Below are 10,323 nucleotides of genomic sequence, written 5' to 3'. Positions count from 1 at the left end.
GTGGAACGGCTCGATGATCCAGCGGGAGGCCTCGTATTTCTCGACGTCGAGCGGCCGGCCCTGCATCACCGCGCGGGGATTGGTCTGCGCATGGAAGTAGGAGGTCAGCGCGATGGCCCGCAGCGCCTCATGCCGGATGCCGTGATCGGTCATGAAGCGGGTGATCTTCATGGCGAAGCGCGGCGCCGGCGACATCAACCCATAGGGCGCCAGGAAGGCGTCGTCCCCCGCCGCCGCGGCCTGCTGCGCGCCGCGGCCGTAGCGGGCGAACTGTCCCTGGGCGAGGGAGCGGAAGGCAATGACGCAATTCGCCATGCCGGCCTGGATCGCCGCCCCGGCATTCGCCACGGCCGCGGCAACCCCGCCGCCGCCGCCGCCCCAATGCATGTTGGAGAAGCGCAATTCCCGGATGCCGAGGGCCGCCGCCAGCCGCGGCGGGTCGGATCGGTCATTGCCGTAGGAGGCGAATCCGTCCACCTCCCGCGGATCGACGCCGGCATCGGCGCAGGCGGCAAGGATCGCCTGCAACGCCAGCTTGAATTCGGCATCCGGTGCCTTGCCGTGCTTGTAATAGGTGCTCTCGCCAACCCCGGCGATGGCCACCTTGCCGCGCAGCGTGCGCTCGCTCATCGGCGCCGTTTCCTCGCGCCTCCTTTTGGTCCCGGCATGCTAGGCTGCGGTACGAGGGCTGCGCAATCCGCGATGCCGGCCCGCCGCTTCGCCTTCGGGCCGCGGGCCTGTATCCTGCCGGCCCCTGCCAGCGGCCCGCATGACCTGGGCCGAGGCAGCCTTGGCAGGACAGGAGCGGGAGGAAGAGATGGATTTCGGCCTGACGCCGGAACAGGACGCCATCGTCGAGGGCGTCACCGCCACCGTTCGCCGCTTCGGCGACGAGTACTGGCGGGATTGCGAGGCCGAGGCGCGCTTCCCCCGCGAATTCCACAGGGCCATGGCGGAGGGCGGCTGGCTCGGCATCACCATGCCGCAGGAATATGGCGGGGCGGGGCTGGGCGTCACCGAAGCGGCGCTCGTCATGCACAGCGTGGCGCGGCATGGCGGCGGCATGGGCGCGGCCTCGGCGCTGCACATCAACATGTTCGGCCCGCACCCCATCGTGGTGCATGGCACGCCGGAGCAGAAGGCACGCTTCCTGCCGCCGCTGATCGCCGGCACGGACCAGGCCTGCTTCGGCTTCACCGAGCCGAATGCGGGCCTCGACACCACCAGCATCACCACCTTCGCCACCAAGGTGCCGGGCGGCTACCGGGTGAATGGCCGCAAGATCTGGACCTCCACCGGCCAAGTGGCGAACAAGATCATGCTGCTGACGCGCACCACGAAGAAGGAGGAGGCGCGCCGCGCCTCCGAGGGCATCACCCTCTTCTACACCGACCTCGACCGCAGCAAGGTGGAGGTGCAGCGCATCCCGAAGATGGGCCGCGCCGCGGTCGATTCGAACATGGTCTTCATCGACGACCTCTTCATCCCTGAGGAGGACCGCATCGGCGAGGAAGGCCGCGGCTTCTCCTATGTGCTGGACAGCCTGAACCCGGAGCGCATCCTCATTGCGTCGGAGGCCGTGGCGATCGGCCAGGACGCGCTGGACCGCGCCGCCCGCTATGCCCGGGACCGCGTGGTGTTCGGCCGGCCCATCGGGCAGAACCAGGCGATCCAGCACCCGCTGGCGGAATGCTGGGCGGCACTGGAATCCGCCTGGATGATGGCGATGAAGGCCGCCTGGCTTTACGACAATGGCCGCCCCTGCGGCGCCGAGGCCAATGCCGCCAAGCTGCTCGGCGGCCGCGCCGGCTTTGCCGCCTGCGAACGCGCCGTGCTGACCCATGGCGGCATGGGCTACGCCAAGGAATATGTGGTGGAGCGGCTGATGCGGGAGGTGATGATCACCCGCATCGCGCCGATCTCGGAGCAGCTCATCCTCTCCTTCATCGCGGAGCGGGTGCTGGGCCAGCCGAAATCCTATTGATCATATCCCCACGACGCCGCTTCGCGGCGTCGTGGGGGCCCGCTGAATCGCCGTGCTTCCGGTGCATCGCACGGCCTTCCGCGGCAAAGCCGCGGAAAGGCAGCGGGCAAGCCGGGGCGGGTCAGGCGGCGGCGATGCGTTCCAGTCCGCCCATATAGGGAAGCAGCACCTCCGGGATCAGCACGCTGCCATCCGCCTGCTGATGCGTCTCCAGCACCGCGATGAGGGCGCGGCCCACCGCCACGCCGCTGCCGTTCAGCGTGTGGAGGACGACATTGCCCTTGCCCTCCGCCGGCTTCATCCGGGCATTCATCCGCCGCGCCTGGAAATCCCGGCAGTTCGAGCAGGAGGAAATCTCCCGCCAGGCCTGCTGACCGGGCAGCCAGACCTCCAAATCATAGGTCCGGGCGGCGCCGAAGCCGGTATCGCCGGAGCAGAGCAAGACGCGCCGCCAGACCAGGCCAAGCTCGGTCAGGACGCGCTCGGCACAGCGCGTCATGCGCTCATGCTCCGCATCGCTGTCCTGCGGGCGGGTGATGGAGACCATCTCCACCTTCTGGAACTGGTGCTGGCGCAGCATGCCGCGGGTGTCCCGCCCGGCGCTGCCGGCTTCGGAGCGGAAGCAGGGCGTGAGCGCGGTGAGGCGGAAGGGCAGAGCCGCCTCGGGGACGATCTCCTCCCGCACCAGGTTGGTCAGCGGCACCTCGGCGGTCGGGATCAGGTAGCGGCCATCGGTGGTCTTGAAGAGGTCGTCCTCGAATTTCGGCAGCTGCCCGGTGCCATAGACCGTCGCGTCATTCACCAGATAGGGAACAGTGGTCTCGGCATAGCCATGCTGTTCCGTGTGCAGGTTCAGCATCCACTGGCCGAGGGCCCGCTCCAGCCGGGCGAGCTGACCGCGCAGGATGGTGAAGCGGCTGCCGGCCAGCTTGGCGGCATTGGCGAAATCCATCTGGCCGAAGCGCTCGCCCAGCTCGAAATGCTGCAGCGGCGTGAAATTCGGCCGCGGCGGCTCGCCATGCTGATGCAGCACGACATTGGCGGTCTCGTCCGGTCCGTCCGGCACCTCGGGGTCGAGGATGTTCGGCAGGGTGGCGAGCAGCGCCGTCACCTCGTCGGTCGCCCCCTCGAAGGCGTCCAGCGCCTCCTTCAGCGCCCGCGCCTCGGCCTCCAGCGCCGTGCTGTCCTCGCCCTTGCGCTTCGCCATGCCGATCTGCTTGGCCAGGTCGTTGCGCCGCGTCAGGGCAGCCTGCTGCTTCGTGATCTGGTCCCGCCGCGCGGCATCCAGGGCCAGCACGCGCTCCGCGATGGGCGCCAGCCCCCGCCGCGCCATGGCCGCGTCAAAGGCCGCCGGATCCTGCCGGATCGCCCGAATGTCATGCATCGCCGAAACCCATCCGCTCGCCGCCCGAGGGCGGTTATGCCACGTCGTCCTCGCCCACGCTCCGTGCCGGTCAGGATCGGCTGGAGCCGCGCCCCCGGACCTGCCGCAGCGCCGGATGCAGCGCCCGGCCGGCCGCCGGAGGCCGCCGCCCCGCGCGCATCCCCGCCCCCATCAGCTCTTCGCCTTCTCGGCCGCCGCCTTGGCCTTCCGCGCCATCAGCGTCGCCGCCAGGATCGAGACCTCGTAGAGCGCGATCAGCGGCACCGCGAGCCCGACCTGGCTGATGATGTCCGGCGGCGTCAGTACCGCCGCCACCACGAACATGCCGACGATGGCGTAGCGGCGCCCCTTCTTCAGCGTCTCCACGCTGAGGATGCCGACGCGGCAGAGCAGCGTCAGCAGCACCGGCAGCTGGAAGGCGATGCCGAAGGCCAGGATCATCTGCATGACGAGGGTCAGGTACTCGCTGACCTTCGCCTCGAGCTGGATCGGCAGCGCGCTCTCGCCCGGCGGCGTCTCGAAGCTGATGAAGAAGTGCCAGGCCAGCGGAAAGATGAAGTAGTAGGCCAGCGCCGCCCCCGCCACGAACAGGAAGGGGGAGGCGATGAGGAAGGGGTAGATCGCCCGCTTCTCGGACCGGTAGAGCCCCGGCGCCACGAACAGCCAGAGCTGCGTCGCCCACATCGGGAAGCTGAAGAACACCGCGCCGAAGAAGGCCACCTTCAGATAGGTGAAGAAGGCCTCGTAGAGCGCGGTGAAGATCATCCGCCGCTCGCCGCCGCCCTGCTGCTGCAGGATGTCCGCCAGCGGCCGCGCCAGGAAGCCGTAGATCTGGGCGGAGAAATAGTAGCAGAGGGCGAAGGCGATGCCGAAGGCGCCGACCGACCAGAGGAGCCGCGTGCGCAGCTCCATCAGGTGGTCGAGCAGCGGCATCGGCTTGTCGTCGATGGTGTCTTCGGGGTCGCGCGGCACGGGCGTGGGTGCTCAGATCTTCGGGGTCTGGGGGGCCGGCTCCGGCGCGGGCGCCGGCGGCACGAAGGCGGGGGTGGCCGGCGGCGGGGGCGGCTCGGGGGCGGCGGCAAAGGCCGCCGGCGGCGTGGCCGCGGGCGGGACGAAGGCCGGCGGCACGAAGGCGGGCGCGGCGGGCGGCGGCGCCGTGACGGTGTCCGGCGCCGCGCTCGCCTCCACCGCCGCCGGCGGCACCTCGCTCAACGGCGGGGCGTTCGAGGCGGGCGGCCCGTAGCTGTCCTTCAGCGGGTCCTCGGTGAAGCTCTTCCGCAGCGCCCCATCGGCGTCGACATGCTTCTCGATCTCGCCCCGGATGTTGAAGTTGCGGATCTCGTTGATCGAGTTCCGCACCTCCTCAAGATTCGCCTCGCGCACCAGCTCATCGGCCTGGCCCTGGAACTCGCTGGCCATGCGGCGCAGCTTCGCGATGCCGCGCGCGACGCCGCGGATCGCCTCCGGCAGGTCCTTGGGGCCGATGACGACCAGCGCCACCACCCCGATCAGCGCAATTTCGGACCAGGCTAGATCGAACATACCCTCTCCGGCCGCGCCAAAGCCCCCGGCGGGGGCCCATGCAGCGCAGGGCCGCCTCCCGTAGCAGAGACACCTCGCCCCGCCAATCTAGGGTGCCTCGGGCGGAAATACGAAGGCGCGTTCGGGGTCCATCCGGACCCGCACCTTCTGGCCGCGATGCAGCGCCAGCCCAGGGGGCAGCCGGGCGTGCAAGTGCAGCACCCCGCCGGCGCCATCCGCCACCGCCAGATGCACCAGGGTGGTGGCGCCGAGCAGCCGGCAGGCCTCCACCTCGGCCGGCACGCCTTCCCCTTGCCCCTCCCCGGGGCCGTCCGGCAGCACCAGCAGCCCCTCCGGCCGCAGCAGGATCTCGGCCGGGCCCTTCGGCTTCAGCCGCGCCGGCAGGCGGCCGATCGGGCTCTCCGCCCAATCCTCCCGCACCCGGGCCGGCACCCGGTTCACCTCGCCGAGAAAGGTGGCGACGAAAGGTTCCGCCGGATGCAGGTACAGCTCCTCCGGCGTGCCGACCTGCACCACCTCCCCGGCCCGCATCAGGGCGATGCGGTCGGCCAGGAACATCGCCTCCTCCGCATCATGGGTGACGATCAGGGCGGGGATGCCGGCGCTCTGCAGCACATGCAGCGTGTCGTCCCGCACCTGCTCGCGCAGCCTGGCGTCGAGGCTGGCGAAGGCCTCGTCCAGCAGCACCACCTGGGGGCGAGGCGCCAGGGCGCGGGCCAGGGCCACGCGCTGCTGCTGCCCGCCGGAGAGCATATGGGGGTAGGCCTTGGCGTAGCTTTCCAGCCCGACGCGCGCCAGCGCCGCCGCCACCTGCCAGGCGCGCTCTCCGCGCGGCGTACGGGCCAGGCCGAAGGCAACGTTCTCCGCCACCGTCAGATGGGGAAACAGCGCGTAGTCCTGGAAGACGAAGCCGACATGGCGCTGCTCCGGCGGCACCTCGCGCCCCGGCTCCGCCACCACCTGGCCGCCGAGCTCGATCCGCCCGGCCTGCAGCGGCTCCAGCCCCGCCACCAGCCGCAGCAGGGTGGTCTTGCCATCGCCGGAGGGGCCGAGCAGGCAGAGGATCTCGCCACGCCCGACCTCGAGGTCGATGCCGCGCAGCACCTCCCGCTTGCCATAGGCGTGGCGGAGGCCGGAAAGACGAAGGCTCATGCCGGCAGCCTATAGCCGCCCGCGCCGCGGCGCGGGAGCCAGGGGCCCCTGGGCCGGGGCGGGCGTCAGCCGCCCGCCGCCGGCGCCAGCAGCGGCGCGCCCGGTTCGTTCACCAGCTCCTCGCGCCGCGGCAGGTCGGACAGGGCCTTGAGCCCGAATTGCTCCAGGAAGCGCGGCGTGGTGCCCCAGAGGGAGGGCCGCCCCGGCACCTCCTTCCGCCCGCGCGGGGCGATCAGCCCCATCTCCAGCAGCGATTCGAGAGTGGACTGGGAGAGGCTGGCGCCGCGGATCTCCTCCACCTCCGCCCGGGTCACCGGCTGGTGGTAGGCGATGATGGCCAGCGTCTCCATGGCGGCGCGCGGCAGGCGGCGCGGCACCTCCACCACCCGGGTGATGGCGGGGGCGAGTTCCGGCGCGGTGCGGAAGGCGAAGCCGCCCGCCACCTCGACGAGCTGCACCGGGCGGTCGGCGCAGCGGGCCTGCAGGGCGGTCAGCACCGGGCCGGCGGCGATGCCGGCGGGCAGGGCCTGCTGCAGCCGGGCAGGGGCGATGGGACGGTCGCTGGCAAAGATCAGCGCCTCGGCGATGCGGAGCGCATGTTCGAACACCGCCGGGTCGGCGGGCGCGGCTTCGGCGGGCGCCGCCGCTTCGGGGTCGGTGGACGGGGCGGCGGCTGCCTCAAGAGCCGCCGGACCTGCCGCCTCCCCGGCTGCCTGGATCGGCGACTGGGCGGCAGCCTCGGCGCCGAGGGCAGCATCGCCTTCGGCCTGCTCGGCGCGGATGGGCGCGGCCTCCGGCGGGGTTGTCAGGTCGGCACCCGCTCGAGCGTCGGATACCGCGGTCCTGTCGCGTTCAGCCTCAGCCGCGGCAGGTTCCGGCGGTTCCTCGGGCGCCGACTCCGCGGACCCCGGCTCGGTGCCGGCCTCCATCACCGGCTCCGACTGCTGCGCCCCCTGCCCTGCCGTCCCGGCCTCTTCCGCCACCGTCTCCGCGTCCGGCGCCAGCGGTTCCAAGGCGCCCGCCTCTGGGCGTCTCGCCACGACATCGGGCGACTCAGCTGCCGCCACATCGGATGGCAAAGCGTCCTCGGCGCCGGCGCCTGGATCATCCGCCGGTGCCCGGGCGGGCCCGACCACCTCGCCATCCTGGACCGGAAGCTCCGGGACGCCCGCCTCCAGGCCCTCGGCGGGACCAGCCCCTTCCGGCGCCGACGGCTCCAGGGCGTCCGCCTCTCGGTCCTCGGCCTCGTCCTCGGCCTCCATCAGCGCCGGCGGCGCGTCGCTCCTCGCCTCGGCCTCGGGCAGTGCCGCCTTCCGGACGGCCGCCTCGCCCTCCGGCGCCCTGCGATCCTCGGCCGCCACCGCCTCCGGCGCAGCCTCGGCCGGCGATTCCTCCGGCCCCGGCCGGTCAGGCAGCTCGTTCATGTCGCTCCGCCTCATCCTCCGCCCGGCGGCGCAGCAGGATGGGGCTGAAATCCCGCTCCTGCCGCAGCTCGATGGTGCCGCCCCGGGCCGTCTCCAGCGCCGCCACCAGGGTGCTCGCCAGCGCCGCCCTGCGCTCCACCGGGTCCAGCAGCCCCTCCGGCAGGAATTGCGCCAGCACCGCCCAGCCCGGCAAGGCCCCGACGAGGCGGGAGAGCCGCGCCAGCGCATCCTGCACTGTCCAGAGCTTCCGCGCCTTCGGCGTATAGGGCCGCCGCGCCAGCGCCCGGCGCCGTGCCGCGGCATAGGCCTGCAGCAGCGCCGGCAAATCGGCCGAAATCCCGCTGCGGTCCTGCTGGGTGAGGGATTCCGGCGCGCCGCGGGCGAAGACCTCCTGCCCCAGCTGCTCCCGCAGGCCGAGCCATTTGGCCGCGGCCCGCATCCGCTCCAGCTCCGCCAGCCGGTCGGTCAGGGCGGCGGCGAGGGCTTCGGGGTCCTCCCCCTCCACCTGCTCCTCCGGCACCAGCAGGCGCGATTTCAGCCAGGCGAGCCAAGCGGCCATCACCAGCCAGTCGGCCGCCAGCTCCAACCGCACCGCGCGCGCCTGCTCCACCACCGCCAGATACTGGTCCACCAGGGCCAGGATGGAGATCCTGGCGATATCCACCTTCTGCGCCCGGGCGAGGTCCAGCAGCAGGTCCAGCGGCCCCTCGAACCCCTCCAATTGCAGGTGCAGCGTGGGCTGGCTCATGCGCCATGCCCCGCCAGGCGCAGCACCAGGTCGAAGGCGCCAGCGACCACATGGCGCAGCGTCCAGCCCACCGGGTCGTAGCCCGGCATCAGCCGCGGCAGCAGGAAGACCACGAACAGCACGATGAGGATGCCGTAACGCTCGAGCTGCAGGAAGCCGAGCGCGAGGCGCACCGGCAGCAGCCCGGCGAGGATGCGGCCGCCATCGAGCGGCGGGATGGGCAGCAGGTTGAACAGGCCGAGCACCAGATTGGCGAGGATGGACAGGGCGAGGAACCGATAGCCCCACCCCACCGAGTCGCCGGACCCGAAATCACCCAGCAGCCAGGTGACATGCAGCAGCACCGCCGCCAGCCAGGCGAGGAAGAAATTCATCGCCGGCCCCGCCGCCGCCACCAGCATCATCCCCTGCAGCGGGTGGCGCAGCCGGGTGACATCCACCGGCACCGGCTTGGCCCAGCCGAACATGAATTCCACCCGGCCGAGGGTGAGAAGCTGGCCGAGCAGCAGCACACCGGGCACCAGGATGGTGCCCACCCTATCGACATGCCGCAGCGGGTTCAGGCTGAGCCGCCCCGCCTCCCGCGCCGTGGGATCGCCGAGGCCGAGGGCGGCATAGCCATGCGCCGCCTCATGCAGGGTGATGGCGATGACGGAGGCCAGCACCGCGGCCAGCAGCTCCGGCAGCCAGCCGGGATCGAACATCAGGCGGCCGCGGGACGGCCCGCGCGCGCCGCCTCCAGCGCGGCGGGGTCGAGCAGCCGGCGGCGCTGCTGCATCCGCGCCCGGGCCTGCGCCAGCCGCCGCTCGGCGGCCTCGGACAGGGCGGGGCATGCCGCCAGCAGCGCGGCGGCCTCGTCGGTCTCGCCATTGCAGTGCAGCACCAGGTCGCAGCCGGCGTGGATGGCTTGGCAGGCCAGCGCCCCCGGCTGGCCCTGCAAGGCCCGCATGCAGAGATCGTCGCTGACCAGCACGCCATCGAAGCCAATGGCGCCGCGGATCACCTGCCCCACCACGCCCGGCGAAAGGGTGGCGGGCAGATCCGGGTCGAATGCCGGGTAGAGGATATGCGCCGTCATCGCCCAGGCGCCGCTGCCGGCAAGCGCCTGGAAGGGGGCGCAATCCGCCGCCAGCTCATCCCGGCTGGCGGCGACGCGGGGGAGTTCCAGATGGCTGTCGGCCATCGCCCTGCCATGCCCGGGCAGGTGCTTGATGACCGGGATGCAGCCGGCGGATTGCAGCCCCTGGACAAAGGCGCGGCCGAGCCGGGCGACCTCCGCCGGATCGGCGGAGAAGGCGCGGTCGCCGATGATGTCGTGCTGACCCGGCAGGCGCAGATCGAGCACCGGGGCGCAGACCACGTCGAAACCCTCCTGCCGGCAGGTCAGGCCAAGCAGGGCGGCATTGGCCTCCGCGGCCTCGGCCGCCCCCCCCTCGAAGCTGGCGGCGGGCGGGAAGGCGGGCCAGTGCGGCGGGCGCAGCCGGGCGACCCGGCCGCCCTCCTGGTCCACCAGGATCGGCGCCTGCTCGCCCAGCAATTCCTGGATGCTGGCCGTGAGGGCGCGAAGCTGCGCCGGCGCCGCGATGTTGCGGGCGAAGAGGATGATGCCGAGCGGCGGGGTGGCGCGCAGCAGCGCCACCTCCCCTGGCGTCAACGCTTGGCCGGAGAGGCCGATGATGGCGGCGCGCGGCCGTTCCATGCCGCCTCAGCCGCCAACCGGGTTGCAGGCACCGCCCTTGGCGCGGACGATCTCGCAGAGCGCGCGGGCGGCGGCGGCATCGGCCAGACCGCCGGTGCGCAGGCGATAGAACGGGGTCAGCCCCTCCCCCCGATCGAAGCGGATGATGCGGGGCTGGAAGGCGGCGAGCTCCGGCACGCGGCGGGAGAGCCTCTCCCATTCCGCCCGGGCCGCTTCCTCCGAGGCCAGGGCGCCGAGCTGGACCACGGCCCGGCCCTGGGCGACCGGGGCGATGGCCGGCGCGGCGACGGGCGCGACAGCAGGCGGCGCGGCCGGCGGAGTCGCGGGCGCGGCGATGGGCGGCGGCAGGCTGGGCGCGACCAGGGCGGAGGCCTGCGGCGCCGGCGCGGC

General features: G+C 72.4%; 11 protein-coding genes. 1 reads left to right on the top strand and 10 read right to left on the bottom strand.

Translation table 11 applies throughout. The features are described from left to right. A partial coding sequence (locus tag NJ376_RS11580; protein ID WP_252953421.1) for a beta-ketoacyl-[acyl-carrier-protein] synthase family protein occupies nt 1-630 on the bottom strand: 630 nt, incomplete at its 3' end. Nucleotides 631-817: 187 nt separating this feature from the next. Here NJ376_RS11580 and NJ376_RS11575 point away from each other — a divergent pair. Beyond that, on the top strand, nt 818-1,984 hold the full coding sequence (locus NJ376_RS11575) for an acyl-CoA dehydrogenase family protein (RefSeq protein ID WP_252953420.1): 1,167 nt from the start codon (nt 818-820) through the stop codon (nt 1,982-1,984). A gap of 121 nt (nt 1,985-2,105) precedes the next feature. On the opposite strand, the gene serS is transcribed toward NJ376_RS11575, so the two are convergent. The 9 genes from serS to NJ376_RS11530 all read right to left on the bottom strand — a co-directional run. Then, nucleotides 2,106-3,368, bottom strand: a complete 1,263-nt coding sequence (gene serS, locus NJ376_RS11570; RefSeq protein ID WP_252953419.1) for a serine--tRNA ligase — start codon at nt 3,366-3,368, stop codon at nt 2,106-2,108. Between the two features lie 171 nt (nt 3,369-3,539). Next, the gene (gene tatC, locus NJ376_RS11565; RefSeq protein ID WP_456309260.1) at nt 3,540-4,340 is read right to left on the bottom strand and encodes a twin-arginine translocase subunit TatC; all 801 of its coding nucleotides are present in this window, start codon (nt 4,338-4,340) and stop codon (nt 3,540-3,542) included. Nucleotides 4,341-4,352: 12 nt separating this feature from the next. Continuing rightward, the gene (tatB, locus tag NJ376_RS11560) at nt 4,353-4,910 is read right to left on the bottom strand and encodes a Sec-independent protein translocase protein TatB (RefSeq protein WP_252953418.1); all 558 of its coding nucleotides are present in this window, start codon (nt 4,908-4,910) and stop codon (nt 4,353-4,355) included. An 87-nt stretch (nt 4,911-4,997) separates the two neighbouring features. Beyond that, nucleotides 4,998-6,062 (bottom strand): ABC transporter ATP-binding protein, encoded by a 1,065-nt coding sequence (locus NJ376_RS11555; protein WP_252953417.1) that lies wholly within the window; start codon nt 6,060-6,062, stop codon nt 4,998-5,000. A 65-nt stretch (nt 6,063-6,127) separates the two neighbouring features. Next, nucleotides 6,128-7,486, bottom strand: a complete 1,359-nt coding sequence (scpB, locus tag NJ376_RS11550; protein WP_252953416.1) for an SMC-Scp complex subunit ScpB — start codon at nt 7,484-7,486, stop codon at nt 6,128-6,130. Next, the gene (locus NJ376_RS11545) at nt 7,470-8,234 is read right to left on the bottom strand and encodes a segregation and condensation protein A (RefSeq protein WP_252953415.1); all 765 of its coding nucleotides are present in this window, start codon (nt 8,232-8,234) and stop codon (nt 7,470-7,472) included. The genes scpB and NJ376_RS11545 overlap by 17 nt, the downstream gene beginning before the upstream one ends. Then, entirely contained in the window at nt 8,231-8,938 is a 708-nt protein-coding gene (locus NJ376_RS11540) for a site-2 protease family protein (RefSeq protein WP_252953414.1), read from the bottom strand. Before NJ376_RS11540 ends, NJ376_RS11545 begins: the two co-directional genes overlap by 4 nt. Next, on the bottom strand, nt 8,938-9,933 hold the full coding sequence (gene nagZ, locus NJ376_RS11535; protein ID WP_252953413.1) for a beta-N-acetylhexosaminidase: 996 nt from the start codon (nt 9,931-9,933) through the stop codon (nt 8,938-8,940). The genes NJ376_RS11540 and nagZ overlap by 1 nt, the downstream gene beginning before the upstream one ends. Before the next feature lie 6 nt (nt 9,934-9,939). Next, a partial coding sequence (locus NJ376_RS11530) for an SPOR domain-containing protein (RefSeq protein ID WP_252953412.1) occupies nt 9,940-10,323 on the bottom strand: 384 nt, incomplete at its 5' end.

The sequence above is a fragment of the Siccirubricoccus soli genome, from assembly GCF_024178315.1.
Lineage (GTDB): Bacteria > Pseudomonadota > Alphaproteobacteria > Acetobacterales > Acetobacteraceae > Siccirubricoccus > Siccirubricoccus soli.
This window is presented reverse-complemented; position numbering and strand designations above follow the sequence as displayed.

Coding starts and splice junctions, on each gene's coding strand:
- NJ376_RS11575 (WP_252953420.1), top strand. CDS start 818: ATGGATTTCGGCCTGACGCCGGAACAGGACGCCATCGTCGAGGGCGTC.
- serS (WP_252953419.1), bottom strand. CDS start 3,368: ATGCATGACATTCGGGCGATCCGGCAGGATCCGGCGGCCTTTGACGCG.
- tatB (WP_252953418.1), bottom strand. CDS start 4,910: ATGTTCGATCTAGCCTGGTCCGAAATTGCGCTGATCGGGGTGGTGGCG.
- NJ376_RS11555 (WP_252953417.1), bottom strand. CDS start 6,062: ATGAGCCTTCGTCTTTCCGGCCTCCGCCACGCCTATGGCAAGCGGGAG.
- scpB (WP_252953416.1), bottom strand. CDS start 7,486: ATGAACGAGCTGCCTGACCGGCCGGGGCCGGAGGAATCGCCGGCCGAG.
- NJ376_RS11545 (WP_252953415.1), bottom strand. CDS start 8,234: ATGAGCCAGCCCACGCTGCACCTGCAATTGGAGGGGTTCGAGGGGCCG.
- NJ376_RS11540 (WP_252953414.1), bottom strand. CDS start 8,938: ATGTTCGATCCCGGCTGGCTGCCGGAGCTGCTGGCCGCGGTGCTGGCC.
- nagZ (WP_252953413.1), bottom strand. CDS start 9,933: ATGGAACGGCCGCGCGCCGCCATCATCGGCCTCTCCGGCCAAGCGTTG.